Source organism: Rhizobium freirei PRF 81 (genome assembly GCF_000359745.1).
Lineage (GTDB): Bacteria > Pseudomonadota > Alphaproteobacteria > Rhizobiales > Rhizobiaceae > Rhizobium > Rhizobium freirei.
In genome coordinates, this window is sequence record NZ_AQHN01000032.1 from 19,304 (window position 1) to 45,261 (window position 25,958).

The 25,958-nt window shown below is 59.9% G+C and carries 30 protein-coding genes and 3 pseudogenes; 6 read left to right on the forward strand and 27 right to left on the reverse strand.

What is annotated here, in order from left to right; translation table 11 throughout:
- Genes RHSP_RS08080 through RHSP_RS08105 form a run of 7 tightly spaced genes read right to left on the reverse strand, consistent with a single transcriptional unit; the run spans position 1 to position 6,171 of the window.
- The gene (locus RHSP_RS08080; protein ID WP_004112717.1) at positions 1 to 1,047 is read right to left on the reverse strand and encodes a HoxN/HupN/NixA family nickel/cobalt transporter; all 1,047 of its coding nucleotides are present in this window, start codon (positions 1,045 to 1,047) and stop codon (positions 1 to 3) included.
- On the reverse strand, positions 1,040 to 1,738 hold the full coding sequence (gene larB / locus RHSP_RS08085; protein WP_004112720.1) for a nickel pincer cofactor biosynthesis protein LarB: 699 nt from the start codon (positions 1,736 to 1,738) through the stop codon (positions 1,040 to 1,042). Before larB ends, RHSP_RS08080 begins: the two co-directional genes overlap by 8 nt.
- Positions 1,735 to 2,100: an adenine nucleotide alpha-hydrolase family protein gene (locus RHSP_RS35470; RefSeq protein ID WP_004112722.1), complete on the reverse strand. Its 366-nt coding sequence runs from the start codon at positions 2,098 to 2,100 to the stop codon at positions 1,735 to 1,737. Before RHSP_RS35470 ends, larB begins: the two co-directional genes overlap by 4 nt.
- A 36-nt stretch (positions 2,101 to 2,136) precedes the next feature.
- Positions 2,137 to 2,541: an adenine nucleotide alpha-hydrolase family protein gene (locus RHSP_RS35475; RefSeq protein ID WP_004112724.1), complete on the reverse strand. Its 405-nt coding sequence runs from the start codon at positions 2,539 to 2,541 to the stop codon at positions 2,137 to 2,139.
- Positions 2,538 to 3,842 (reverse strand): nickel pincer cofactor biosynthesis protein LarC, encoded by a 1,305-nt coding sequence (gene larC, locus RHSP_RS08095; protein WP_004112726.1) that lies wholly within the window; start codon positions 3,840 to 3,842, stop codon positions 2,538 to 2,540. The genes RHSP_RS35475 and larC overlap by 4 nt, the downstream gene beginning before the upstream one ends.
- A 14-nt stretch (positions 3,843 to 3,856) precedes the next feature.
- On the reverse strand, positions 3,857 to 4,387 hold the full coding sequence (gene larC2 / locus RHSP_RS08100; RefSeq protein WP_004112728.1) for a nickel pincer cofactor biosynthesis protein LarC2: 531 nt from the start codon (positions 4,385 to 4,387) through the stop codon (positions 3,857 to 3,859).
- Positions 4,387 to 6,171 (reverse strand): hypothetical protein, encoded by a 1,785-nt coding sequence (locus RHSP_RS08105; protein WP_004112731.1) that lies wholly within the window; start codon positions 6,169 to 6,171, stop codon positions 4,387 to 4,389. The genes larC2 and RHSP_RS08105 overlap by 1 nt, the downstream gene beginning before the upstream one ends.
- Before the next feature lie 498 nt (positions 6,172 to 6,669).
- Between RHSP_RS08105 and RHSP_RS08110 the strand changes: the two are divergent.
- A pseudogene (locus RHSP_RS08110) lies at positions 6,670 to 7,008 on the forward strand (carboxymuconolactone decarboxylase family protein).
- Positions 7,009 to 7,071: 63 nt separating this feature from the next.
- Here the strand turns inward: RHSP_RS08110 and RHSP_RS08115 are convergent.
- Positions 7,072 to 7,392, reverse strand: coding sequence for a DsbA family protein (locus RHSP_RS08115; RefSeq protein WP_028755235.1), 321 nt, complete (start codon positions 7,390 to 7,392; stop codon positions 7,072 to 7,074).
- Here RHSP_RS08115 and RHSP_RS08120 point away from each other — a divergent pair.
- Positions 7,391 to 8,536 carry an ISAs1 family transposase gene (locus RHSP_RS08120; protein WP_004112765.1) on the forward strand — a complete coding sequence of 382 codons (1,146 nt, stop codon included), beginning with the start codon at positions 7,391 to 7,393 and terminating at the stop codon, positions 8,534 to 8,536. The genes RHSP_RS08115 and RHSP_RS08120 overlap by 2 nt on opposite strands.
- Here the strand turns inward: RHSP_RS08120 and RHSP_RS08125 are convergent.
- The 9 genes and pseudogenes from RHSP_RS08125 to RHSP_RS08155 form a co-directional block, all read right to left on the reverse strand.
- Positions 8,523 to 8,837 carry a thioredoxin domain-containing protein gene (locus RHSP_RS08125; RefSeq protein ID WP_081598422.1) on the reverse strand — a complete coding sequence of 105 codons (315 nt, stop codon included), beginning with the start codon at positions 8,835 to 8,837 and terminating at the stop codon, positions 8,523 to 8,525. The genes RHSP_RS08120 and RHSP_RS08125 overlap by 14 nt on opposite strands.
- A gap of 283 nt (positions 8,838 to 9,120) precedes the next feature.
- Positions 9,121 to 9,912, reverse strand: a complete 792-nt coding sequence (locus tag RHSP_RS08130) for an amino acid ABC transporter ATP-binding protein (protein WP_004112771.1) — start codon at positions 9,910 to 9,912, stop codon at positions 9,121 to 9,123.
- Between the two features lie 12 nt (positions 9,913 to 9,924).
- Entirely contained in the window at positions 9,925 to 10,434 is a 510-nt protein-coding gene (locus tag RHSP_RS35480; protein ID WP_240535386.1) for an amino acid ABC transporter permease, read from the reverse strand.
- Between the two features lie 5 nt (positions 10,435 to 10,439).
- Positions 10,440 to 11,213, reverse strand: a complete 774-nt coding sequence (locus tag RHSP_RS35485; protein WP_004112775.1) for a hypothetical protein — start codon at positions 11,211 to 11,213, stop codon at positions 10,440 to 10,442.
- Between the two features lies 1 nt (position 11,214).
- Positions 11,215 to 11,709, reverse strand: coding sequence for an ABC transporter permease subunit (locus tag RHSP_RS35490; RefSeq protein WP_081598423.1), 495 nt, complete (start codon positions 11,707 to 11,709; stop codon positions 11,215 to 11,217).
- Between the two features lie 379 nt (positions 11,710 to 12,088).
- Positions 12,089 to 12,469, reverse strand: a pseudogene (locus tag RHSP_RS35950) (amino acid ABC transporter permease); the annotation flags it as partial.
- Between the two features lie 94 nt (positions 12,470 to 12,563).
- A complete protein-coding gene (locus RHSP_RS08145) occupies positions 12,564 to 13,580 on the reverse strand; it encodes an amino acid ABC transporter substrate-binding protein (protein WP_004112780.1) in 1,017 nt (338 codons plus the stop codon).
- Between the two features lie 114 nt (positions 13,581 to 13,694).
- On the reverse strand, positions 13,695 to 14,162 hold the full coding sequence (locus RHSP_RS08150) for a RidA family protein (protein ID WP_004112782.1): 468 nt from the start codon (positions 14,160 to 14,162) through the stop codon (positions 13,695 to 13,697).
- 9 nt (positions 14,163 to 14,171) lie between these two features.
- Positions 14,172 to 15,410 carry a MalY/PatB family protein gene (locus tag RHSP_RS08155; RefSeq protein WP_240535387.1) on the reverse strand — a complete coding sequence of 413 codons (1,239 nt, stop codon included), beginning with the start codon at positions 15,408 to 15,410 and terminating at the stop codon, positions 14,172 to 14,174.
- 119 nt (positions 15,411 to 15,529) lie between these two features.
- Here RHSP_RS08155 and RHSP_RS08160 point away from each other — a divergent pair, with 119 nt between their 5' ends.
- Complete coding sequence (locus RHSP_RS08160; protein WP_004112786.1) at positions 15,530 to 16,429, forward strand: LysR family transcriptional regulator; 900 nt, start codon at positions 15,530 to 15,532, stop codon at positions 16,427 to 16,429.
- Positions 16,430 to 16,655: 226 nt separating this feature from the next.
- Here RHSP_RS08160 and RHSP_RS08165 read toward each other — a convergent pair whose 3' ends face one another.
- The 6 genes from RHSP_RS08165 to gcvA form a co-directional block, all read right to left on the reverse strand.
- Complete coding sequence (locus RHSP_RS08165) at positions 16,656 to 17,888, reverse strand: MFS transporter (protein ID WP_015341989.1); 1,233 nt, start codon at positions 17,886 to 17,888, stop codon at positions 16,656 to 16,658.
- Complete coding sequence (locus RHSP_RS08170; RefSeq protein ID WP_004112789.1) at positions 17,804 to 18,574, reverse strand: cupin domain-containing protein; 771 nt, start codon at positions 18,572 to 18,574, stop codon at positions 17,804 to 17,806. Before RHSP_RS08170 ends, RHSP_RS08165 begins: the two co-directional genes overlap by 85 nt.
- Positions 18,561 to 19,592, reverse strand: a complete 1,032-nt coding sequence (locus RHSP_RS08175) for an alcohol dehydrogenase (RefSeq protein WP_004112791.1) — start codon at positions 19,590 to 19,592, stop codon at positions 18,561 to 18,563. The genes RHSP_RS08170 and RHSP_RS08175 overlap by 14 nt, the downstream gene beginning before the upstream one ends.
- Before the next feature lie 81 nt (positions 19,593 to 19,673).
- The gene (locus RHSP_RS33440) at positions 19,674 to 20,021 is read right to left on the reverse strand and encodes an FAD-dependent oxidoreductase (RefSeq protein WP_081598424.1); all 348 of its coding nucleotides are present in this window, start codon (positions 20,019 to 20,021) and stop codon (positions 19,674 to 19,676) included.
- A complete protein-coding gene (locus RHSP_RS35500; RefSeq protein WP_240535388.1) occupies positions 20,021 to 20,518 on the reverse strand; it encodes a hypothetical protein in 498 nt (165 codons plus the stop codon). The genes RHSP_RS33440 and RHSP_RS35500 overlap by 1 nt, the downstream gene beginning before the upstream one ends.
- Positions 20,490 to 21,413, reverse strand: coding sequence for a transcriptional regulator GcvA (gene gcvA / locus RHSP_RS08190; protein ID WP_004112795.1), 924 nt, complete (start codon positions 21,411 to 21,413; stop codon positions 20,490 to 20,492). The genes RHSP_RS35500 and gcvA overlap by 29 nt, the downstream gene beginning before the upstream one ends.
- A gap of 406 nt (positions 21,414 to 21,819) precedes the next feature.
- Between gcvA and RHSP_RS08195 the strand changes: the two genes are divergently transcribed.
- The gene (locus RHSP_RS08195) at positions 21,820 to 22,083 is read left to right on the forward strand and encodes a winged helix-turn-helix transcriptional regulator (protein WP_004112797.1); all 264 of its coding nucleotides are present in this window, start codon (positions 21,820 to 21,822) and stop codon (positions 22,081 to 22,083) included.
- Between the two features lie 12 nt (positions 22,084 to 22,095).
- Here RHSP_RS08195 and RHSP_RS08200 read toward each other — a convergent pair whose 3' ends face one another.
- The gene (locus RHSP_RS08200) at positions 22,096 to 22,836 is read right to left on the reverse strand and encodes an AraC family transcriptional regulator (RefSeq protein ID WP_240535389.1); all 741 of its coding nucleotides are present in this window, start codon (positions 22,834 to 22,836) and stop codon (positions 22,096 to 22,098) included.
- Between the two features lie 274 nt (positions 22,837 to 23,110).
- Here RHSP_RS08200 and RHSP_RS35830 point away from each other — a divergent pair, with 274 nt between their 5' ends.
- Both RHSP_RS35830 and RHSP_RS35835 read left to right on the forward strand, forming a co-directional pair.
- Entirely contained in the window at positions 23,111 to 23,569 is a 459-nt protein-coding gene (locus tag RHSP_RS35830; RefSeq protein ID WP_004112801.1) for an aldo/keto reductase, read from the forward strand.
- Between the two features lie 40 nt (positions 23,570 to 23,609).
- Positions 23,610 to 24,056 (forward strand): aldo/keto reductase, encoded by a 447-nt coding sequence (locus RHSP_RS35835; protein WP_276307812.1) that lies wholly within the window; start codon positions 23,610 to 23,612, stop codon positions 24,054 to 24,056.
- A gap of 96 nt (positions 24,057 to 24,152) precedes the next feature.
- Here RHSP_RS35835 and RHSP_RS35505 read toward each other — a convergent pair.
- The 3 genes and pseudogenes from RHSP_RS35505 to RHSP_RS33450 form a co-directional block, all read right to left on the reverse strand.
- Positions 24,153 to 24,260 (reverse strand): annotated as a pseudogene (locus tag RHSP_RS35505) (non-homologous end-joining DNA ligase); the annotation flags it as partial.
- A gap of 10 nt (positions 24,261 to 24,270) precedes the next feature.
- Complete coding sequence (locus RHSP_RS08210) at positions 24,271 to 24,987, reverse strand: GntR family transcriptional regulator (RefSeq protein WP_004112807.1); 717 nt, start codon at positions 24,985 to 24,987, stop codon at positions 24,271 to 24,273.
- Positions 24,988 to 25,261: 274 nt separating this feature from the next.
- A complete protein-coding gene (locus tag RHSP_RS33450) occupies positions 25,262 to 25,765 on the reverse strand; it encodes a GNAT family N-acetyltransferase (RefSeq protein ID WP_004112810.1) in 504 nt (167 codons plus the stop codon).
- Between the last annotated feature and the right edge of the window lie 193 nt (positions 25,766 to 25,958).

The window sequence follows — 25,958 nt, forward strand, 5'->3', positions numbered from 1 at the left end:
TCAAGATACGTTCGCGTGAATGCGGTCATAGCCTTTCATGCGATAGATCATTGCCGAAACGACCCAACTCGCGATGAAGATGCCCACGACACCAAAGCCGAGATTTTCAAGGCTGTCGTTAAAGGTGGCGATTGCCTCCCACAAAGTGCCCCGCAAGCCGAGCTTGTCGGAAATCAGGCCGAGCGCTTCTGCGCCTCCGATTAAGATCGCGACAATCACCGAGGCGGCGGTGACCGTCAGATTGTACCAGAGCTTGCGGGCGGGGTTCATAAGGGCCCAGCCGTAGGCGCCCGTCATCAGAGCGCTGTCCGTCGTATCCATCAGCGACATGCCGGCTGTGAAGAGGGCCGGGAACACAAGGATCGTCCAGAACGACAAGCCTTGCGCGGCCTGCGAAGCTGAAACGCCCAGCAAAGCGATTTCCGTGGCGGTGTCGAAGCCGAGGCCTAAGAGAAAGCCGATCGGATACATATGCCAGGAGCGTGTGACCACCTTGAAGGTGCGGCGAAAAACGCGGGCCAGCAAGCCTCGTCCAGCCAGCAGCGCATCAAGGTCCTCATCGACAATTTCCTCGCCACGCCGCGCTCGCGAAAAGGCGTCCCAGATAGGTTTCAGGATAACGAGATTGGCAATTCCGATCACCAGCAGGAACAGTGCTGAGACGGATGTGCCGATTACGCCGCCAATGTCGTGGAAACCCTCAGTCTGGCTCTGCATTGCATAGGCGGTGATGGCAACGGCAAGCGACGCCAGAACGCCGATGCTGGAATGGCCGAGCGAAAAGAAGAATCCAACCGAAAACGGCTGCCGACCCTCGTGCATAAGCTTGCGCACGACATTGTCGATCGCGGCGATATGGTCTGCATCAAACGCGTGACGGACACCGAGCATATAGGCGACAAGGGCCATGCCAAGCAGTGCCGGTCGATCGGAGAACGAAGTCCAAGCCCAGATCCAAGCCAGGACGTTGGCTGCGACCAGCAAGGCATAAACGATGGCAATTTTTGTTTTGGCGTAAAGCGGTTCGTCATCGAAAGGGCTACGCATTCGGACGTCCCTTGCCATCTTGAACAGACACCCGCCGGACCATGCTGAGCGCTCGGAACGCCGCACAGGCGGCGCCGTAGCCATTGTCGATGTTTACGACGGTCAGTCCGGGCGCGCATGAGGCGAGTGCCGCGTGCAGGGCGGTTTCTCCTCCGTTCGACACGCCGTACCCGGTCGATGTCGGAAGACAGATGATCACGCCGGGAACGAGCCCGCCGAGCACGCTGGGAAGAGCGCCGTCCATGCCTGCAACCGCGACGATAACGGGAAAAGTCCGCAATTCCTCGACCCGCTCCAGTAACCGCCATAGGCCTGCGACGCCGATGTCGATGAACTGTCTGGTCGGGGCGCCGAGATAAGCCAGCGTTCGCAAGACCTCGGCGGCCTGGGGCATGTCCGAACTTCCGGCCGACACGACGGCGATATCGGGTGCTTGCTGTTCGGCAGGCGGGGTCCAATTCAGGAATGCTGTCCGCGAGATGGGGTCGTAGTCCAATCGTTCAAGATAGGCCGGCGCGAGGCGACCAAAGACCTCCGCCTCGAGGCGCGTCAACAGACAGCGTGTGCCGCGCTCTAAAACGCGGTCCATGATCGTGGCAAGCTGCGCATCGGATTTCCGGGCGCAGAGTACTGCCTCATCGAATCCCACGCGCTCTGTGCGCTGGAAATCCAGCCGGACTTCTTCGTTCATGAATTTCGCTCCCGCAAAAAGGCGCTGCCTCGGGCGTATGCCTGGAAATCGATCGGCCGTCGACTACCGAACGCCTCTGAAATCTGCCCCACGAGGCGCGCGCGACTATCGCCAGAGAGTTTCGACAGCGTCGGTTCATCGAGTTCGACAACCACCCCGGTTTGCCGCACCCTGCAGCGCACCGTTCCCGGCGAGAGCTCGCGCCGCAGCAGCATCTCGACCCGATCGATGGCTTGCAAGATCTCGGGTTCGATCCTGAGAGCCGTCTCAACGCGGCTCGACAGGCAGGGCGCTGAAGGCAGTTCGGCGAGGTCAGCAAGATCATAGGCGGACGCCATGGCACGGACATCTGCCTTGGACATGCCGGCCTCGACAAAGGGATGACGTACACCATTGGCTTAGGCCGCCTTGAGGCCAGGGCGCCAATCGCCAAGATCGTCCGTGTTCGTGCCGGAAAAGAGCTGCGCTGCCGAAAGCGAAGACAGGGTGCCGTAGAGATTGGACTTGCAGAAGAAGCAGCGGTTCGAGGGATTGGCGAGATAACGTTCGTCGGCAAATTCCCCCGCATCGATGATCCGTAGGTCCCAGCCATGACGGGCTGCATAGTCTTTGACCCGTTCGGTGGCGCTCAGGGGAACGGCGGCCGAGGCGGCGTGGAACATGATCACGTCAGCTCCCATCCGACGATGCGCCACAAACGCGAGCGTCATACTGTCGACGCCGCCGGAGACAGCCACGGCCGCGTGCCGGGCGCTGTCGAACACGGCATTGAGACGGGCGAGAGAGGTTTCCTTCGCGATCATGACTTTTGCTCCAGCGCCTCAGCTTCGGCCCGGCGGCGCAATTCGGCGCGGGCTTTGTGGCTCCGATCAACGCCTTGGGCGTCGTCCATTTCCGCCTTGGCCGTCATCCCACCGGGCCGGTCGGCGAGCTTCACCCTTATCCCGTCCTCGGTTGTCACCGACTGTCGCGGCAGGACCGTGCGCGCTTCGATCCGGCTGCGCAGGCCAAGCGTCGTGGTCTGCCGCAGGCAGAGCGCTCCGATTGCGTCGATCGCATCCACGCGCGCGAGAACCTGAACCGAGGCCATCATGCGGCCCTTCTTGCCGAAGGTCGGCGTCTGGGTCACGTCGATCACACCTTCGGCCGCGCGAACAAGGTCGAGGGCGACGGCCAGTTCCTCGCCGGTCTGGTCGTCGATGTCGAACTGGATGACGCCGACCCGATCCTGTGCTGCACCCTCCTCGGTGAACGCCAGGATGCGAAGCACGTTGCTCATGCCGGGCAGGCGTCTTGTGCCGAAGCCGATACCGGTGCGTTCGAGCAGTCGAGGCGACGACCCGAGGCTTGTCGCGGGCGAGAGATGGGACAGGATCGCCGCTCCCGTCGGCGTGATGCGCTCACCGTGGCGACCGTCATCATGAAAGGCAAACCCGCGCAACAAAAGAGTCGTGGCGGGAGCGGGAACGGGCAGTCGCCCGTGATCGGTCTCGACCCAGCCTCGCCCGATCGGCAACGAACCCACCGACCAGCTTTTGGCCCCAACAGCGTCGATCAACGTAGCTGCCGCCACGATATCGGCAATCGAATCCCAGTTGCCGACTTCATGGAAAGCTACGTCACCGACGTTTCTGCCGTGTACTGCGGCTTCGGCCACGGCGAGTTCGTGGAAGATGGCTATGGCCGCGCGCTTGACGCCCTCCGGCAAACGGCTGCCGTCGAGCATGGCGCGAAGGTCGCGCCAATGGGTGTGGTGATGGTGGTGGCTGTGGCTGTGGTCGCCATTATGGACATGCTCCTCATGAGGATGAGCATGTCCATGTTCGTCATGGTGATGATGATGCGCATGGCCATGTCCTTGAGAATGGCGATGAGGATCAGGACCGGAAGCTTCCTGTTCGGAGCCGGTCTTCGTGACGTCAAAGCGGCTGCCGGTCAGCACGCCATCATTGTGTGCCCGAAAGACCGCCTGCACGTCTTCGTCCAGACCTGCCAGACGAAGATTTCTCTCTACCGTTCCAACCAGCTCGGGCCATGCGTCCAACATCGCGGCGACGAACATGTCGCCGGCGATGCCACCCAGAACATCAAGATGGATATGCATGAGGCCCACCTCCTTCATCGTTCCGAATGCTGCCAACCGGACAGGTCGACGTGCAGGGTCTCGCCAGGTTCTGCCGATCCGACGCTGGTCTCGATCGCCGCCTTCAGCACTGCGACCGGTATAGGCAGACGATCTTTCATCTGCTCCGCAAACGCCACGAGGTCGTCATGTTCGGCCTTGGCCCGCATGAACACGCCCTCGCTCAGGATGCGTTTGAGGCGCAGCGGAAAGCTTTGTTCACCGCCGTTCCACGTTAGCCGAAGTTGCGTCCGATAACGCCTGATGTCGAAATGCTTGTACTGGGATTCGAGAGCCCGATAGCCCCAGATTCCGAGGTCACCGACCAGCAGGCCGGCGAAGTCCGGCTCGTCTTCGGCGTTTATGTCAACCAGCAGGACATAGGACGGGCGGCCCTTCTTGCCCAGACTCGGAAGGAGCTGGACATTCTTGGCGCCCATCTCGCCCATCTTCTCGATGACGTGCCCGAGCAACTCGCCCGGCGCGTCATCGATCTGGGCCATCAGGAGGATGACGCCGCCCGCCATCAGAACGCCATGGATTCGACGGCGACCAGGGCGGCTGCCTCTGCCTTGGTCTTGGTGCCGGGAATGCCGGCGGAAATCAGGCCTGCCGACTGGGCTTCGCCCGTCGCATCCGACGCACTCATCTTGCCCATGGCGGCGGCGACGACGGCCGGGATGGTGACGTTGATAATTACATTGCCGGCGAGCAGCAGTTCGCTGGCGATCGGCGCAAGTGCGGTGAGGAACGGCGCGCGTTCCTTGCCGATGCCCTGCGCGACTTCGGGGATCACGGCGTTGATGATGCCTTCCATATGGATCGTCTCGTCGCCGACGGTGACTTCGGCGTCGAGCGCCGGATCGAAGGCAAGCCAGCGCGCCGCCATCTTGCTCGATCGCCGCGCACCCTTGCTGATCCTGGTGAAATGAACCTTGATATTGGTACCCTTCACCTTGCTCAGGAATTCCGACCCGCGTGTCTCCACCAGTAGCTGGCGCTCCTCGTCCATCGCGCGGACGATCTCGCCGACGCTCCTGCCCGCCATGAGATCGTCATAGCTGCGCGCCGCACGGGCATGCAGCGCCTTGGTGACCATGGGGGTGGAGGACATGATCATTGCATCGGTGACCGGCCCGTTGCAGATCTGCGTCGCCTTGCGGGCAACGATGTTCATCGCCACCATCGCAGTTTCCGGATCGAAGCTGAAGCCAAGGCGACGGGCACGTAGCGCGCGCGCCACGCTCTGTTCCGTCGAACCATCCTGCAACAGACACATCAGCGCAATGACCGCATCGCCGCAGATATGGCCGAGCGGCGGATTGACGGGACCCGCGCCCGCGCCGCAGATCCCTTCTTCGAAGACCGAGACGATTTCATCAAGCGCCATGATGCCGATCACGGTCGGCCCGCCGATATCCTTGAGGATCAGGCCGAGATCGCCGATCAGCCGTGCGGTCTCGACTTCCTTGCCGGTGATGCGGACATGTATTTTCTCGGGCAGGCCGGCGGTGCGAACGGCGGATCGCCCCGCGACGAAAGCACTGGTGACCTTGCCGTAGGGGCCATATTCCTCGGCCACGTCGGCATCCGAATGGATGATTTCCAGGATCGCCGCCGCGCCAAAAAGGGCTGAGAGGAACTTCTGGCTGGGCATGCCGGCGCCGGACATAGCGTCCATCATCGCCTTGGTCCCGATGGCAGCCCCTCGTTCGGCCATGCCGGGAAAAATCAAATCCTCGCCCAGCGCGCCGTGGCCGACCATCACGCCGCCGCCCACGCCTTCCGGAATGTCACGGCCCTGGACCGGCGAGAGCTCCCCCTTCATCATGGCTTCGTAGACGGCCGCAACGGCGGCGAAACCCGAGATCTTGTTGTTCATCTTCGCCGTCGGCACGGCGGCAAGGCCGGAGCGGCTGACGCCAGCGATCATGCGCGCCGAAGAGCCGAGCTTGCGGTTACCGGCAGGAATGCCGACCTGGGCGTTGGCGCCGCAGAGATAGAGCAGCGTTGCCGCGATCAGCGCCGCATTGGCGCCGTCGGCGCCGGCTGCCGTGGCGACAGCAATGCTCTTGGTCAGAAGGTCATCGATCGGCTGGCGCACGGCATCGGCGAACTTGACTTCCGGGCTTATGCCACGACGCAGTTCGGCCGCGATGACGTTGCAGACTGCAACGACCGGGATGTTGAGCATGCCATGGCCGCCGGTCAGGGCCTCGACGCGATCGCTGGTCAACCAGCCGGGATTGGCATTGGCCGCCATGACCGAAGCCAGAATCACCTTCTCGCGTTCGGCCGAAAATCTCGACATTGGTCCTCTCCCTTTATTTCCGGCGGGCAGCGATCATGATCCGCAACAGCCGAGCGTCGAAATCAGCCAGTGGCTTTTCTCGCAACGAGCGCGCACCGTCCGTCGATCTGCCGTATGCGCGGCGCGCAGGTAACGTCAGGGAATATCACAGGGTCATTATTGCGATAAGTGGCACTATCTCATGTCTCCATGAGCAACATTCATAATGGCGCGCTGCCCTGTTAATATTTCTGAAGCCCCCGCAGACAATGCGGGCCCATTCGGCTTCGCGTATTTGGGCCGCCGCTCAAGGTCGTCTCTCCAACTCGCGGTCTCTCTGTCCAAGGGTTGTCCGGCAACAAGCATGATTGGTGCTCATGGGTTCGTGAAATCATACCATTTCAGTTGATGAAGTTTTCTCCATACTCCTTTCCGAGATGTGGTCGCGGCCTGACCAAAGATGAAGGCTGCGGCTCTTACATCGCGTTGCATCAGCCCAAATTCACGGAGAACTTTCGAATGCTCGACTGGGAAAAATACCGGCAGGAACTGTCCTCACGCGTAACCGAACTTGGCCGGCTTTCGCCGGCGACACTTGAGGGCGTTCGTACCCTCGGTGGCGCAGGTCAGAAGAGCGGTCGGTTGGACGCCAAAACCCGGGAACTGATCGCCCTTGCCGTTGCGGTGACCACGCGTTGTGACGGCTGCATCGCCAGCCATACGTCCGAAGCAGCGAAAGTCGGCGCCACGCGGGAGTAAATTGCCGAGGCACTTGGGGTCGCGATTGCGCTCAACGCCGGTGCAGCTTTGGTTTATTCGTCGCGCGTGCTGGATGCCTTCGATACCGTCGCCGGCTGAGCACGATACGAAGGAAGTGCGGAGAAGGAATGGGCCTTCTCCGCCAGTCAACCAAATGGGAGGTCAATGCCCATTCAGAGCAGCGGCAATTGCGCTGCGCATCTCCTCAAGGCTCGGCGCCCCAGTGATTTTCTTGCCGTTGACGAAGAAGGGAGGCGTTCCCTCTACCTCGAATTCGTCAGTCGCCTGGTCGGTGAGCTTGTTCAGACGCTCAAGGATGGCCTGGTCCGCCACTGCCCTGTTGAACACGTCTTTGTCGATCCCAACGGAGCGTCCGATTTCACGCAGTGTCTGTTCGATGCACGGCTCTGAACTCGGGTTAACGTTTCTTCCCTGAACGGTTTGGGTGTGATTCAAGAGTGTCGGTGATTTGGAGGCCGACATGTTTGAAGACGATCGCCCGCGGCTGCGGGTTTTGCTGGACCATTTTAGTCTCGTTGAGGATGAGCGGGAGCAATGGCGGGTCGCCCATCCGTTACCCGAGGTGCTTCTTCTGGTCGTTTGCGGGACGATCGGCGCATGCGACGATTTTGACGAGATCGTCGAATGGGGGGAGGATAACCTGGCGTTTTTACGTCGGTTTCTTCCCTATCACCATGGCATACCGGGTTCGCGCTGGCTGCGCATTCTGCTCAACCGGATCGATCCGGACCTGTTTTCGAACTGCTTCATATCCTGGGCGGCGACGCTTCGACCCGATGCTCCGGCGCTGGTGGCGATTGACGGAAAGACCTCGCGCGGCAGTCATGACCGGGCCAACGGCCGGGCGGCGCTGCATCTCGTCTCGGCTTTCGCCACCCGTGAACGGCTGGTTCTTGGACAAGAGGCAGTGGCAACGACAAGCTGTGAGCAGGACACCATCCCCTTGCTGCTGGAACGGTTGGCCGAAAAGGATCGCCTGAAAGGCGCGCTCGTGACCATCGACGCCATTGCCTGCAATGCCAAAACCGCCCAGGCGGTGCTCGATGCAGGCGCTGATTACCTCCTGGCGGCCAAGGCCAATCAGCCCGGCCTGATGGGTGAGATCGAGCGCTTCTTTGCCGACGCTCCGGCAAACCTCACCTCAACCGTGACCGAAGTCGACAAGGGCCATGGCCGGGTCGAAGAGCGGCGGGTCACCGTCTCCACTCAAATCGACTGGCTCTCCGGCGACAGGCGCTTTCCCGGCGAATACCGCTTCCCGTCCATCGCCACCATCGTCAAGGTGCAAGCACAAGTCTATGAAAAGTCCAGGCAAAGCAGCCAGGTCCGCTTCTATATCTCCTCGCGGTCGATGACCGCGCTCCAGTTCGCCGAGGCCATACGTGGCCATTGGGCCATCGAGAACTCCCTCCATTGGGTACTCGACGTCACCTTCAACGAGGATGCCGCCCGATCTCGAACCGGGCATGGACCAGCCAACATGGCCGTCGTCCGACACTTCGCCATCAACATGGTTCGAAGCCATAACGACAAGCGCAGTATCAAACTCAGACGAAACAAAGCAGGCAGAAACCCACAATACATGGCCGAAATCATCCGAGCATGACTGTTAACCCGGATTCAGCGCCGTGCTGTTCGATGTTGCTCGATTGCACGATCTCGTCATGCCTTGCATAATAGGCATCCAGGATTTGCTGGGACTTCGGTGCGGGCTGCCGTTCGGCAAGCATCAAGATGACCATGTCCACATTGTTGCGCACAATTAGTCGGAAGACAATCCTGACCTTACCGGTGCGGACGAATTCCTCTTCGATCTGCAGTGCGACATGCGTTCGGTATTCGACGCGATGGGGGCAGGTCGGCGACGAGTATTCGATCACGGTGACGGGTGCTGAGGCGGAGCCAATCGGCGGTCCGCACGCCCTACGGGTGCATCATGTCCCCCGCGTTAGATGCGGTTGGAAGGTTGCCAATCCAAACACTGAGAATTCCCGCGGCGAGGCGCGAGAATAGAAACTTGGCCAAGATATGAATGTCTCCGGATGATTGCCGGTAAGTTCAGGGCGTCAGTGCTTGGATTTAGACCGCCTCAAACAGATGTCCGTGCAGTCCCGAGTCGGTTCGTCACTGACACTGCTGTGTCATCAAATGCTATACGGCCAGTGCCCAAACTTCAACGGTAGCTATTGCCTAGTGACCCAAGATCTGACTGAGGAATGCGCGCGTGCGTTCCGATTGCGGCGCGCCGAAAAATGCCTTGGGTTCGTTCTGTTCTACGATTTGACCCCGATCCATGAAGATCACCCTGTTGGCCACCGCTTGGGCAAAACCCATTTCATGGGTGACGCAGAGCATGGTCATGCCTTCTTCGGCAAGCGCGATCATCGTATCGAGCACTTCCTTGATCATCTCTGGATCAAGCGCGGAGGTCGGCTCATCGAACAACATCAGCCGCGGCTTCATGCAGAGAGCTCGCGCGATCGCCACGCGCTGCTGCTGCCCGCCGGAGAGCTGACCCGGATATTTATGCGCCTGATCCGGTATTTTCACTTTCTCAAGAAAGTGCATGGCGAGTTCCCTGGCTTCCTTTTGCGGCATCTTGCGGACCCAGATCGGTGCGAGGGTGCAGTTCTGAAGGATCGTCAAATGCGGAAAGAGATTGAAATGCTGGAACACCATTCCGACTTCGCGGCGGACTTCCTCGATCTTCTTCAGGTCGTTGGTCAGTTCGATACCGTCGACGACGATCTTGCCGGCCTGATGTTCCTCAAGCCGATTGATGCAGCGGATCATGGTTGATTTTCCGGAGCCGGACGGTCCGCAAATGACGATCCGCTCGCCCCGCTGCACGGTGAGATTGATGTCGCGCAGGACGTGGAACTCGCCATACCACTTGTTCATGGCGCTAATCTCGACGGCGATATCTGCAAGACTTGGCCGGTCGTCCTGTAACGACGCCGTTTTCATCATGATGTTGGTCATTATGATATCCTCCTACCGGTGGTCGGTCTTCAGCCGACGCTCCAAATATTGCGAGTAGCGCGACATGCTGAAGCAGAAGACGAAAAACACGGCGCCGATGAAGATGAAGAGCTCCCAGTATATGCCCTGCCAGTTGGTGTTGGCACGAATGGCGGCGGCAAGGGCGATCGGGTCAAGCAATCCGATGAACATGACGAGCGTCGTGTCCTTGAACAGCCCGATGAAGGAATTGACGATGCCGGGGATTGAGATCTTGAGGGCCTGCGGCAGGATGACGAGCTGCTGGGACTTCCAGTAGTCAAGGCCGAGCGCTTCCGCCGCCTCATACTGTCCTTTCGGTAGAGCGGCCAGACCGCCACGAATGACCTCGGCCATATAGGCGCTGGCAAAGAGCGTCACCATGATCACAACGCGCAGGATGAGGTCAAAGTTCGTGCCGGGCGGCAGGAAGTAGTTGAGCAGCAGCGAAGCCGTGAAAAGGAGCGTGATCAGCGGCACGCCGCGGATGAATTCAATGAACACGACGCTCAGCATATGGATGAGGGCAGGTTGGAACGGCGGCCAAGTGCAAGCAGGATCCCGAGCGGCAGCGACATAGCTATCCCTGTTACGCCAATGATGATCGATAGCAGGAAGCCGCCGACATCGCGCGAGGCGATGCTATCGAGAGCGATTGGAGCCATGCCGTCTGCGAGGGACGAGATCGGCTGGGCCGCATAAACCCACCAGACGCTCGCGCCGATGACAGCAATGCCGACGCTCGGCCCTTTTCCGGCCCGTGCTGCCAACATGAACAGTCCAGCGCCGACAGCGAAGCCGAAATAGACCGAGATCGGAAACCAGAGGCTGCCACCCCAGATCAGGAAATAGGCTATGCCGGGGTAGACGATGCTGAACCAGAGAGCCCGTCGCGGCAAAGCGCGGAGCAGAACTGGCGCCAAAGCGGCGAAGAGCAGCGCGAATGCCAGCACCGGCCGCCAGTAGAGATGCGCAGGGTAGAAACCGAAGAGAAGCTGCGGCCAGCGGTCGCGGATCACGCCCCAACACGCGCCCGGCGCATCGCCCAGGACTTGCCGACACTCGACAAGTGAGTTGGCCCGCCAGACTGAATTGCCGAGCCATGGTGCGACGGCCACGATGAGCCATGCGACCGTAAGTACGGACCCGACTGTTAGAAGCGTGCTGAGCCAGCTGTTGAAAAGATTTTTTCTCGTCCATTCGAGCGTCCCCCCTCGCCCCGAAGGCCTTGGCGATGCGGCGACCATGTCCTGGCGCACAAAGGAGAGGTTTTGCATGTTCATCTCAACGCTCCTTCAGGCTGACGCGATTGTTGTAGATGTTCATGGCAGCCGAGATGCTGAGGCTGATCGCGACATAAGTCAGCATCAGCATCAGCATGCCTTCGAGCTCGCGCCCGGTCTGGTTGATCGTGATGCCCCCGAGCGTCGAACGGAGATCCATGTAGCCGACGGCTAGGCCCAGCGACGTATTTTTCGTGATGTTGAGATATTGCGAGATCAGCGGCGGCACGATGACCCGCAGGGCCTGCGGCAAGATTACCAGACGCATCGTGCGTCCTGAGGAGAGCCCAAGCGCATGCGCCGCTTCAGACTGGCCCTTCGAAATGGCAAGAATGCCGGAACGAACGATTTCCGCAATGAAGGCGCCGGTATAGAGGCTCAGCCCTATCCAGAGCGCGATGAAGGCATTGCGCAACTGCAGACCGCCGGTGAAGTTCAAGCCCTTCAAGGCCGGACAGTCTAAGTGGAAGCCGAGTACGTAAAGGAGGATTATCATCGGCAACGCAAAGACGCCCAGGCTCTTCCACCACGTGGCCGGGCGCTGACCGGTTTTGCCTTGGACCTGCGCGGCGTGCTTTTACCAATCCCCGATGCCCGATGAGTGAAAGCGCCACAATAGTCAGAATCGCTACGTAATTGAGATCAAATGCTCCAAGCACATCAGGAGCCGGCCCCAGGCTTTGCGAGAAGGCGGGCGTGGGTAGGTAGATGCCGCGGTTCGTAACCGCGATGCTGTCCCAGAGCATTATCGCTGCTGTGGGATGCTCGCCGCGAAATGCGTTCGGTGTCGGCATCGCCTGCGACATCACCGCAGCTACGACGATGATCCAGAGCAGAGCCGGAATGTTGCGGAAGCTCTCGACATAAACCGTCATCAAGCGGGCGACGATCCAGTTGTCTGAAAGCCTCAGCACCCCTGCCAAAACGCCAAGAATTGATGCGGTCAAGCACGCCATTGCGGCGACAATCAGCGTGTTGAGCAGGCCGACGACGGCGGCACGGGCGTGTGTGCTTGTGCTGGAGTAGTCGATGGCATGCGGAGAAATGTCGTAACCGGCCGTGCTCCATAGAAAACCGAAGGAGAAGTCTTTTCCAAGTGCGGCGAGATTGCGAATCGTGTTGTCGACCAGCCACGCTGCCGCAAGCAGGAGCAGGATGAACGCCAGGATCTGGATCGTCCGTGCTCGATAACGGGTGTCGTTAAACAGCATGCCCAGGTGAAACGGCTGGCGCGGAGCACCGGTTTTCATTGTCATGCGAGATATCTCCCTGAAGGTCTGCGCGGCCTTCGGTGCGGGCAGACGAGGCGAAAGCGAAAGGCGCGGGGGCAAGCCCGCACCTTGAAGGCTCTCAGCGGAACGGCAGCGGGTACATAAGACCGCCCTGGTTCCACAAGGCGTTTTGTCCGCGGGCCAATCCGATCGGCGTTTTCTCGCCGATGTTCTTGGCGAAGATTTCCCCGTAATTGCCCTCGGCGGCAATCACACGTTTGGCCCAGGCGGCATCGAGGCCGAGCTGTTCGCCGAGATTGCCTTCCTTGCCCAACAGGCGGTTTATTTCGGGGTTGTCGGTGCCGGCGGAAAGCTTCTCGACATTCTCTGCGGTGACGTCGAGCTCTTCGGCAGCAATCAGCGCCTGCAACGTCCATCGCGCCACATCAGCCCATTGGTCGTCGCCCTGACGCACAAGCGGACCCAATGGCTCTTTCGAGATGACATCCGGAAGAATGACGTGGTCCTGCGGAGTCTTGAAGCTGGAGCGCGTAGAGGCGAGGTCCGATCCGTCGCTGGTATAAACGTCGCAGGCGCCAGCCAAGTACTTCTGGGCGATGTCGGCATTGTTCTCGACCGGTACCGGCTCGTAGGTCATGCTGTTCTTGCGAAAATATTCCGCAAGGTTCAGCTCGGTGGTGGTGCCTGTCTGGATGCAGATCGTCGCGCCGTTCAGGTCCTTGGCGCTCTTTGCGCCGAGCGCCTTTGGCACCATGAAGGCTTGCCCGTCATAGAAATTCACGCCGGCAAAGGTGAACTTGAGGTCGACGTCGCGCGAAAACGTCCAGGTCGTAGTGCGCGACAGGATGTCGATTTCGCCCGATGCGAGCGCCGTAAAGCGCGTCTGGCCGGTCGTCGGCACGAAGTTCACCGCATTGGGGTCCTTCAGGACCGCGGCGGCGATCGCCCGACAATAGGCGACGTCCATGCCTTGCCAAACGCCGGACGCATCCGGCGCGGAGAAACCAGCCTGACCACCGGTCACGCCGCAGTTGAGCTTGCCACGCGCCTGGACGTCGGCCATCGTGCCGGCCGACGCTATGCCCGCCGTCAGCGTCGCCGCGGCCACTGTGGCCAACAACAAAGTCTTCTTCATTGACATTCTCCCGGTTTGTGATCCGAAAGCAGCGGCTTCCTGCCGGTTCTCCGCTTTGGGATCGGTTGAGTTCCCGATTGTTCGTCGTTCCGCAGAGCCTGGTGACACGTATTGTTATTGGTCGATTTCGAGCATCGCCTCTATCTCGACGGGTGCATTCATCGGCAAAGCGGCGACGCCGACGGCGGAGCGCGCGTGCTTGCCTTTGTCGCCGCAGACAGCGAGGAGGACATCAGACGCCCCGTTTGCAACGAGATGTTGCTCGGTGAAGTCCTCAGCCGAAGCCACGAAGACCGTGATCTTGATGATCCGTGCAATCCGATCGAGGCTGCCGAGATGTGCCTGCGCCTGGGCGAGGATGTTCAAGGCGCATTGTCTGGCAGCCAGCGCTGCGGCCGTGACGTCAAGCTCGCGGCCGACGAGACCTGTGGCAATCAACTTGCCGTTCGACAGTGGCAGCTGACCCGACGTGAGAATGAGATTGCCGCTTGCGACGATGGGGAGATAGTTCGCTACCGACTTCGCCGCTTCAGGCAGTTCTAGCCCGAGTTCGGCCATGCGTTTTTCAATCGTTTGAGACATCGGCGCGCCTCACAGTTTAGAGATGGCGGCGTTGATGCGGGTGATCGCATCATCGACAGTCGAGCGAGGACAGCCGAGATTGACGCGCATATAGCCGCGGCCCTCAATCCCAAACTTCTGGCCCTTGTCGAGCCAGACGCGCGCCTTGGTCAGCATGAATTTTTCGAGTGTTGCGGCATCCATGCCGAGCCCACGGCAATCCATCCAGGCGAGATAGAGCGAGTCTGCCGGAAGCACGCGGACCTTGTCGGTCGCATTATTGATCCGATCCGCGAAATAGAGGTGATTGCCGCGCACATAGGCGAGCATCTCCTCCAGCCAGGGTTCGCCATGGGCATAGGCCGCTTCGCAAGCGACCATGCCCAGTACGTTGACCAGCGGGAACATGTTGCGGTCGTATTGGCGCAGCAGTTCACCACGCAGCCGCGGATTCGGCACGAAGATATTTGCGCATTGCAGACCCGGCAGATTGAAGGTCTTGCTCGGCGCGGTGCACGTGATGCTCATTTGCGCGAATTTTTCGCCCAGCGATGCGAAGGCGATGTGTTTCTTCGCCGGGTTGAGGATCAGGTCCTGGTGAATTTCGTCGGAAATCACCAGAATGTCGTGCCGGGCGCAGATCTCTCCCATGGTCCGCAGTTCTTCTTCCGACCAGACATTTCCGGTCGGATTGTGCGGATTGCTGAGGATGAAGATCTTCGTGTTGGGCCGTATGGCCGCCTCGAAAATGGCGGCATCGAACCGGTAGCCGTCCTCGGTGCGAACGAGCGGGGCGAAGGCCAGATGACGGCCATTCATCAGCATGTCGTTGTGGAAATGGGCATAGACGGGCGGCTGGATGAGAATGGAGTCGCCAGGCGCGGAAAACGCCTGTGCGGCGACCTTCAGGATGGTAATGATGCCGGCCGAGGCAACAACCCATTCCGGCGCCACGTCAAAACCGAAGCGCTTTGCCTGCCATCCGGTCACGGCCTCAAGGTAATTTTTGGTCATGCCGCCGGGATAGCCGAAGACGCCGTGCTGGACAGCCTCGGCAAGCGCATCGATGACCGGTCGCGGGGCTTTGAAATCGGTATCGGCAACCCACATGGGAAGAGGATCGGCGGCCGCTTCGTCTGCGGACAGCAGGCGCTCGGCGAAAGCCCATTTCATCGAGTTGCTGTTCTTGCGATCGATGACCTCGTCAAAAATAGATGACGGCATGGCGTGATCCCCACGCGGATGCGGCGCAGTTGCAAGCTTCGTCAATACATTTCCTTTCGTCCGTCGCGGCTGCCTCGGCAGGATCATGGTTGACGAAAAGGTTAATCGCAGTTCATTATGAATGGAAATGGTATGAATTCATGTGGTGATGAGCGGAGGTCATAATGATAGATCGGCAGCATCTTGCGATCCTGAGGGAAGTCAACCGTCACGGCAGCGTCACCGCGGCGGCCGAGAAGATGAACGTCACACAGTCGGCGCTCAGCCACACGATCGCGAAGTTCGAGGATCGGCATGGCATCAAGATCTGGATGAAAACCGGTCGGGGTTTGCGCCTAACGCAAACGGGCGAATACCTGCTCACCGTGGCCGAGCGGGTTCTGCCGCAACTGGAGCACGCGGAACGGGTCCTCATAGACTTCTCATTGGGGCGAAGAGGAATGCTCCGAGTTGGCATGGAATGCCATCCCTGCCAGCGCTGGCTCTCGAGAATGGCGACACCCTATCTGGCTCAGTGGCTCGACGTGGATTTCGACGTGCGCACCGCCTTTCGCTTCGACGGGGTCGAGGCGCTGCTCGGTTATGAAATCGACCTCTTGATAACGCCGGACCCGGTAGAGGCGCCGGAGCTGCTGTTCACGCCCGTGTTCGATTACGAGCTGGTCCTTATGGTGCACGAGTCCCATCCTCTTGCCGGCAGGACATGCGTGCAACCGCACGATCTGATGGACGAAGAGCTAATCACTGTTCCCGTCACCCTAGAGCGATTGGACATTTACACCAAGTTTCTCGTTCCCGCCCATTATCGGCCCCGTCAGCACCGCACGGCCGAAACCGTAGACCTGATGTTGCAACTCGTCTGCGCGGGCAGGGGGGTCACCGTCCTTCCGGACTGGTTGCTGCACGAGGATGGGGCAGGAATGCCGATACGGGCGCTCAGCCTCGGAGAAGCCGGCATCCGGAAGAGCATCAATCTGGGCGTCAGGCGCGGCGAGGAGACCATCTCCTATATCGATGGCTTCCTGACGCTTGCCCGAGAGATGGGCCGCACACCCCTCGCGTGATTGCGGGATGCGTGGTGAGGCAGTTTCGTTCGCCGCGCAAGTTGCGTGTCCTGCCGCATTAGCCGTCCGAGACAAAACCGATTGCCATGCCAAGGCGTCCTGGGTGACGGTTGCGCGCGCCACGCCGGAAGCCAAGCGCTCGTAGAAACGCGCTGCGGCCTCAAGACATGAAGCGCGAGTACAATCTGATCGAGCGACGCGCGGAAACCGACACTAGAGTCCTTCCTCATCTGTTGCGGGGTAAGCTGGCGGCGCGCGATACCAACGGAACGAGCATAAAAGCTACGGCCGGCAGCACAAGCCAGTTGACCGTGCTCCAGCCTGAGCTGTGCAGCAGCGAACCGGCGAAAAAGGAGGCGCAGGCAACTGTCCCGAACACCATAAATGCATTAGCGCCCTGCGCCTTGCCGCGTTCGGATGGCGAATGACACTCGGCAACCATCGCCGTGGCGCCAATGAAGCCGCAATTCCAGCCCAGCCCCAAGAGGATAAGCGATCCCCAGAAGTGCGCGATATCGACACCGCTGAGCGCAATAAGCGCCGACCCGCCGATCAGGAGAAGTCCCACCGCCGCCACGCGCTCCTTGCCGAAGCGTGCCATGAGGCGGCCGGTAATGAAGCTTGGCCCGAACATGGCGAGAACGTGCCACTGAATACCAAGCGCTGCGGAATCGACGGAATGGCCGTGTCCGACCATGGCCATAGGTGCCGCCGTCATGACGAAGGTCATCAGGCCGTAGGAGACGACGCCGGTCGCAACGGCCAGCAGATAGCCTGGCGAGGTCAGTATCTGTGCAAGCGGGCGGGCGCTGATGGCGGTGGCATGCACGGCGGCGGAACCCGCCGGGCGGCGCAGTGGCAAAAGGATCGGCACCGCGAGCAGGGCGAGCATCGCCTGGCTGAGGAAACTGCCGGCAAAGGCATGTCCCGGCAGAGCGTTACGCGTCCATATGACGAGTTGCGGCCCGATGATGGCAGCAATCAGCCCGCCGACCATCACGCGCGATATTGCGCGGTCACGCCCGGCGCCAGTCAGGCCGTCGGTCGCCGCAAAGCGGTAGCTCTGGACATAGGCCGAGTAAAAACCGGCGATCAGCGTGCCCATGCAGAAGACAATGAAGCTTGATTGGACGATGCCCATCGTGGCAACGATCCCCGCGATCGTACCGAGCGCTGCACCTATTATATATCCGGCGCGCCGTCCGAACCGGCGCATAACGGCCGCAGCCGGCAGCGTTCCCAGAGCAAGCCCCAGGTTGAGCATGCTGACCGGCAAAGTTGCTGCGGCCGGATCAGATGCCAGATGCTGGCCGACGAGCCCGCCGAGCGAAATGACGATGGGAGAATTGGCGCCCCCGAGCGACTGTGCCGCCGTCAGAACCCAGACGTTTCTTGACGCAATTTTTTCCTGTTTCGCGACATCGTCCTTGTCGCGGAACGTCGCCTCGGCGATCCCCATTTGGCCGAGGAGGGCATCGGCAGCACATCGGCGTGCTGAAGAGGGGCGTCCTTGATCCAGATTTCGGCGCCCTCTGGGCCTGTCGCCACCTCAAATGATCTGCCTGCCGGCAACCGTCCCCAGCATTGCGGCTCCAGCGTCTCGCCCTGCAATATCAGGCTGCCGGACAGCACCAGAAATTCGAGGCCACGGCGATTTTCGATGGCAATGGCTGAGCCGGACTGCCAGGTCTCGATCGAAACGCGTTCCGCGATATCCTCGAAGAGAACACGCGCCGCACGGGCGCCGGCGCGCAATGGGGCCGCTTGGCCTTCGCCTGGCTGCCGGACAATCTGCATGCTGTCGCCCTGACGAAACTGCCAAAGGCGCACGAAAATCATGCAGCCCTCCTCCGGCGCCGGTACGTGCGAGGTGCCGGGCGGGTTGCGGAAATAGCTTCCGGCCGGATAGTCGCCATGCTCATCTTGGAACGTCCCCTGAAGCACAAGAATTTCTTCGCCGCCGCTATGGACATGGCGGGGAAAGGCGCTTGCCGGCGCGTAGCGCACGATCGAGGTCGCACGCGCGACTTCACCGCCGACGCGGTAGAGCATCCGTCGGTCGACGCCGGCGGCGGGGCTCGGCACCCAGTCGAGCTTGGCCGCATGGGCGATGACCGGCTTTGTCAGGTCTTCATTGATCCGCATTGGTCTGGTCTCCCATCGTCAGAACGATCCGGAATTTCGCCTCACCGGAACGCATTCTTCGGACCGCTTCGGCGGCCTGCTCCAGCGGCATGGTTTCGATCATCGGCCGCACGCCGGCCAGGACGCTGAAGTCCAATGTCTTCTCGTTCTCGAACGGCGACCCCGTAATTGAGCCGATCACGCCTCGCTCAGCGCCCACCAGATATCCAGTCGATACCGGCAGGGGATCCTTGCCGACGCCGAGCACGACCAGGCGGCCTTCCGGTGTAAGTGCAGGCATCAAAACCAAGACGGCGTCCGGATTGCCGATCGTGGTCAGGATCGCTTTGGCGCCGCCCATCTTATTCAAAGCCTCGGCGGCATTTTCCTTGTTCGTGTCAATGTAACGATGGGCGCCGAGCTTCACAGCATCTTCGGCAATATTGTCGCCCCGACCCACCGCGACCACGCGGAAGCCCATCTTGCGGGCATATTGCAGCGCCATGTGCCCGAGCCCGCCTATTCCGAGAATAGCAACCGTATCGCCTGCCTCAGCGCCCGATTTCTTCAAGGCATTGAATGTGGCGATGCCGGCGCAAAGGATCGGTGCTGCCTCTTCCGATGAAAGCTTGTCCGGAATGGAAACGAGTCCGGTCGCGCGCGCAATCATCATTTCCGCGTAACCGCCATCGCAGGAAGAACCGAGAACGGGCTGGTTGCGGCATAGATTGAAACGGCCACGGCATTCATTGCATTCGTTGCAATGCCCGCCGAGCCGGCCAACGCCGACGCGCTGGCCGAGCTTCCAAGCCGAGGGCGTGTTTGATCCAAGCGCGATGATCCGGCCGACCACTTCGTGGCCGGGAACGCGCGGCGGCTGTAGTCTCCGGTCCGCCTTGTCGATGTCGCTTAAATCCGCGCCGCAGATGCCGCAGGCTTCAACCGCAATCAGCACTTCTTCGTCGCCCGGCGTCGGTCGGTCCACAAGCTCAAGGCCGCCGGACGTGGATATCTGCATCGCCCGATAGGTTGTTTTCATGACCTGCTCCTTTCCTCGCATTTCAAGATAGGGGATGAACGATCTCCGTCTCGCCTGGTGATCAGGGGCGTGGCCACACGCTCACCGGCTTCGATGGCCCCAGCCAGATAACCGGGATCGTTGAGTGCTGTTCGCTGCCTGCCAAACTGATCCAGCTCTGCCAGGTCTGATCGACCCCCCAACTCGCGTGCAAATTCCTGAACCGACGGATGCATGTCGGGCCAGCCAGGAAGGGCGGAGATCGAAACCGTCGTGCGAGACATCGGTTTGCGGGTCAGCCGTGAGAATGCGGCCGCCCAGCCGTTCCCGTGCCTCGACCAGGGTAAAGTCGAGCCCGTTGCGATGAAGGTGATAGGCTGCCGTAAGTCCGGCAAGGCCGCCGCCGACGATGACAATGGCCTTAGTCGATATTGTTGTCGTTGAAGCCATTAGCGGGTTATCTGGATGTTATGCTCGCTGCAGTTCAGGCGATGGCGTAAATCCGAATGTCCGGCGCTGCCGCCAGCAGCGGCTTCAATCGGTGACGTCGTCGTCGTTGAAGAGTTCGCTTTCGAGATAGGCCCTGCGTCCTCAACGCTGTTGAACCCATGGAGAACCTGCACGTCATCGTCGCGGATCAGAAGCTCCTTGGAGGTCGCTCCGATGTCTGTGAGGAACGTTTCCTTGTATTTCTGATAGATGCCGATGGCAGCGCGACGGTTCGCGGCGGCGATCTGAAGGGTGATTTGGAGATAAGCCACGGTCATACTTTCGGGTTTCGCTTGGCCGCACGCGGCGAGGGATGTTCCTCGCCAAAAATGCATATGCGCCGTTTGATGCGCCCGCATGGCCGGCTTGACAAATGAGAGTTTCTTGGGCGCGGCAAAGAAAATCTTGGCGCGCTGCGCTGCGGCCGAGTTAGGGCCGTGCCGTGCCGGCTTCTTCAAGCAGCCAGTTGCGAAAGGCCTGCAGTTTCGGCAGCGACGCATACTGCGACCGGTAGACGATGTAGTAGGCAAGCGTCGATGGCACGGTCACATCGGGGAAGAGCCGCTTGAGCCTTCCCGCAGTCAGATCGTCATGGGCGAGGATGCTGCGGGCCAGCGCTACGCCCCGACCCTCGATCGCAGCCTGCAGGACGGCAGCGGAATTATTGATACTCATGCCCCTTTGCGGCTGGGAATCTGATACGCCGCCGGCGCGCAGCCAGCGGTCCCAGGTGACAAAACCGAGTGCCGGGTCCACGGAGAGATCGTGTATGAGCGTCTGGCGCGTCAGATCGGCTGGGACGTTTAGACTTCCAATTTCTGAAAACCTGGGCGAACAGACAGGAAAGACTTCCTCGTCCATCAGCTTTTCGGCGATCAGGTCCGGCCAGCTTCCATCTCCGTAGCGCACGCCAATGTCTATTCCATGTGCCTTGTAATCGACCAGCTTCAGGCTCGTCTCGAGCCGAATGTCGGTCTCCGGACATCTGGCCTGGAAGCGGTCGATGCGGGGCAATAGCCATTTGGCGGCGAAAGCAGGACTGACGGTTACGTTGAGGATTCCGCTCGTTGCGGACGCGCGAAGACGCTCCAGCCCAATGACTAGCTGATCGAGCCCTGCCCTGATATCGGGAAGGGCATGTTCGGCCCGTTCGGTCGGGGTAAGCCTCGCCTTTCCGGTGGTGGTACGATGAAAGAGCGGCATTCCCAGCCAATCCTCCAACCCCCGCACCATCTGTCCTACCGCAGCTGAGGTGACTTTGAGTTCCTCGGCAGCCCCGGAGAAGCTGCCGTGACGTGCACTGGCTTCAAAGGCACGCAGCGCGTTCAGATAGACCGGTGACTTTCTGTTCAAAGTGACTTTCTCCTACGCGAAGAAGGGAGAATTGAGCGGCAAAGCCACGAAGCGACATCTCCATTATGGGCCACACCCCGTCAAGTCCTGTGAGGCAAAGAACGACGTTGTTTGAGTTCCGACGCGCCGCCGATCACGACTCATCGCCGGAACCAGCTTAGGGTTTGCGCGAGACCCAATCAGACTGTCGTGTGCTCTCTCGTTCCACCACTTCAAATCCCACGTCGATGATCTGGCAGGAACGGTCGTTACTGACTGCCGATGCCGCAACAACGCATATTTTCGAGGCGTAGTCACATGCATATGCCTGTCCCGCCAAATCAGCCTTATACCAAACCCCAACTGTCGCAGGGTCAACGCGATTCTCGGCCGCATCCGCGACAAATGGACCATCCTGAAGATCACGATGCTTGCCGACCGGCCGCGGCGCTTCAATGAGTTGAAACGCGTGATAGGCGAGATTTCCCAACAAATGCTCACCCGCAACCTGAAGTCTCTGGAAGCGGACGGGATGGTGACCCGCAAGGTCTATGCGACCGTGCCGCCTCAGGTCGAGTATGGCGTGACAGATCTCGGCAGGTCTCTTGCCGCACCGATCATGCAACTGGCGACCTGGGTGCTGGATCATCTGGGCGAAATTGAAGCCTGTCGCGCGCTGGTTCGTGCATGAGCTCTAAGAAGACTAGGCTACCGATTCAACGATGTTCTGCAGTTTTCCGGCGTCCTGCCGGGGTGGTGCGCCGAACAGCCGTTTGTATTCGCGACTGAACTGCGAAACGCTCTCGTAGCCGACAGCGTAGGCGACGCTTGCTGCTTCTGAGCGCTCCGCGATCAGGCGCCGACGCGCCTCGTGCAGGCGGATTTGCTTCTGGTACTGGAGCGGGCTCAAGCCGCTAATCGCCTTGAAGCGGCGATGGAACACCGACACGCTCATGCCGGCCACAGTGGCCATGGCTGCGATGCTGAGATGCTCCGTGTAATGCTCGCGAATCCATGCCATTGCCCGCCGGACATGGGACAGGCGGCTACCGTTGCCGGCAATCTGCCGGAGCAACGCCCCTTGAGGTCCCATGAGCAAGCGAAACATGAGTTCGTGCTCCCTGTGACGCGCCATGATCGGGATTTCATCCTGGCGGTCGAGAAGTTCAACGAGGCGCCGCCAGGCGTCGATCAATGCCGGCCCTGCGGGGCTGAAGCCGAATCCTTTATTCATTGGGGGTTCCGGCATGCTGCCCATCTCCAGGAGCAGTGCGGATATTACCTCCGGATCGATGTAGAGGTTGAGAGCGACATAGGGCTCCTCGGGTGACGCTTCGCTGATCTGTCCCATGGCGGCGAGTTCGGCCGCCACGACCATGCAGTGGCCGGCGCCATACTCAAGCACCTGGTCGCCGATGAAGACCTGCTTGGATCCTTGCAGCACGAAGCAGACAACCGGGTTGTAGACCGCCAGCCCGGCTCCGACGGTCGATCGAAGGTGCTGACGCTGACCCGCGGCATCTTCGGTTGGGGCTTGCCTGCATGGCGCAAGACAATGGCTTTGAGCTGGGCAAGATCGGTCATGGGGCCCTCTGCCCTCGTTAGCCTGCAAACGTCAAGCGATCAGCAGGATCAGGCAATGAAACGGTAGGATCGGACATCGTCAATCGAAGTGTCAAACTCAAAATGGGCGCATCGGATAAGAAAGGACATTCACGATGCAGCAACGCAAGCTTGGCCGACACGGCCTTACGGTCGGCGCCATTGGTTACGGTGCCACGGGCACCGCCATCGGTTACGGCCCCAGCGACGATCAGGAATCGATCACGGCCATCCGCCGCGCCCATGAGCTCGGCGTCACCCACTTCGACACCGCACGCATGTACGGCTGGGGTGAAGGTGAGAAGCTGCTCGGCATTGCGCTGCGGCCAATTCGTGATCAGGTGACGATCGCAACGAAATTCGGCTTGACGGAAAGCTACTCCCCTGACTCCCGGCCGGAGACCATCCGTGACGTTGTGGACTCCAGACTCAAGAATCTGAACATCGACACCATCGATCTGCTTTACCAGCACATTCCCGACCCCAACGTCCCGATCGAAGACGTGGTCGGCGTGATGCAGGAGTTTGTCCACGCGGGTAAGGTGAAATGCCTCGGTCCTCTCCAACTCGGATGAGGACACCATCCGTCGCGCCAGTGCCGTTGCCCCTATCTCGATTCAGCAATACCAGTATTCCATCCTCGCCAGGGACGTGGAGCCGCTGCTGCCGGTCCTTGAAGAATTAGGCATCGGACTGGTTGCCTATTCCCCGTTGGCGCGTGGTTTCCTGACTGGCCACGTAGCATCTCGCGATCAATACGCCGCCGACGATTTCCGGCAGAACCTCGGGTGGTGGGCGCCGGCGAATTTCGCCAAGAACGTCGAGATTGCAAAAGAGCTCACCTCGCTCGCCGCGGCGAAAGGCGTCAGCCTCTCCCAGCTTGCGTTGGCTTGGCTGCTCACGCGAAAGGACTACATCGTGCCGATCCCAGGTGCTCGCAATCAGCAACGTGTGTCGGAGAACATTTCCGCCGCGGAACTGGTACTGACGGACGCGGACCTCAAGCGTATCGACGAGATCGCTCCAAATGGGGGCATCGGCGGACGAATTTGGGGTGAGTAATGTCAGCAGGTGATTTGCTCGGCCCGCCGCGCGCGATCGTCCAGGTTCGATAGGGCGCTCCTCGAAAGGGTCGAGCGCCCTCGCAGGCCGCTCGGCGATGTCGAAGACAGCGGCATTATCCTGGTTTTCGCGCAAACCCTTGTAGGAGGCATGACGAAGGTTGCCGTCATGTGTCCAGCCGCGGAGCTCGATTTCGGCAATCACAACTGCATATTTACAAACTTCTCACCAGCCGAGGAAAACTTGTCGACCGCCGCCTGTTTACCTCTTGTACGACGCGTGGGAGCGCGTTCTGTTCGAGATCAAGGTGACTCATCAATGCTGATTCCACCGCGCCCGTTGCCTTGCTCAATAACCGCATCGCGTCGATCAGCCTTGCAAGGCTTTGTTCGTAGGAAGGGCCAAGCTCCGAGATAATTATTTCCATCCGGACGGGATGTGAGCAAAAACAGAATTTGTCGACAATTCGGCAGATTTCGCAGTTTGCCGACAGCTGGGCAATTTGGGCAAAGACGGCTTCGGCATGTATCGCGAGCTGGTCGCGGGGCGGGTTGTCACGCTCGCCGTCAGTATCCGGCACATGCGGCCGCATACGCCAGAGCGCGTAGGTGAGGGTTTGACGTGCGATACCATACAAGTCCAACAATGCTCCCTCCACGAGCGGCCTGGTGAAATAGCCTTTCTGAGGGATCGAAACGATCTTGCCCTCTGCGGCAAGTCGGATGAGTGCTTCGCGTATCGGTGTCCGCCCAAGGTCCAGTTCGCAGGCAAGCTCCTGATCACTAAGATGTTGCACCGGCACGCGAGCATAGCGGTAAAGCAATTGAAGTACCGCATTATAGGCCGCGTCAGCCTTTGCGGGGACCTGTTCACCAGCGGAAGTTGGAACGGCTATTCCGCGACATTGGAGAGCATTCTCGCAAAGCCACATTTTTCAGTTTCCTCTGTCGATGCAATTGAAGACCGCGTGACGCCGGGAAATTCAAACGCCACAACGCTTTGGGCTGCTTAAGGATTCGTGGGGACGTGATTTTTGAAGTCCACTATAGATGACAGTCTGGCTGAGGTCACGCCTTCCATGATCTGATGGTCCGAAACACGATTCATGGCAGTCTACGATATGTTCACACGGTCAGATCAGTTGGAGTCCCGGAGGAGGTTTGAGTACACGCAGACCAACACAGGCGCCCCTTGGCCCGTCTGACCTAGGCCGTACTTGCGACCAGCAACATCTTTGTCATTAAAGTCGCATCACCATAAGGTGTCTGTACGTGGTCCATTTCCGACCAGCCATTCTTTGTATAGAGGAGCTTTGCGCTCTCCGTGGTAAGATAAAGCCTTTCGTAGCCGAGGCGCAAAGCTTCGTGTTCCAGCCTCTTAACCAGCAATGAAGCTGTACCCTTATTGCGATGAAATGGATGGACGTACAGCGACTTTAGCCAGGGCGAAAGATCAGGCCTTCCTTTAAAATCACAATTGGAAAGGCTGATCATCCCTGTGGGTCTGCTGTCTTCGCTAGCAACCAAAGTTAGCGGCATAGAACTTCTTGAGGAGGCTTGGAACTCACGCTGTGTCTGCTCGAATGAGCCATTGGCCTGACAACCCCATTGCCCAAAGGACCAGCTTGCACAAACCGGAACCAGATCGCGACAATTCTCCAGATACTCAATCACTATTGGAGCTTGAATGTGTATTTGCTTTTCAGCCATCGTCTCTTCCTATTTGCCGAGTGTCGGGTTGCTTTAGATTGAAGCTCTTCCTAAAGAGCATTGCAGCGGGATAATCTGACGCTGATCAGTAGCCGCGGACAAAAGGGGTCCTCACCTGGGTAACCCTCCAACGCAAACGCATTTGCGCGTTTGGTTCGCTCGCTACGGCTCCAGCCTGCCTGGCACACCATCG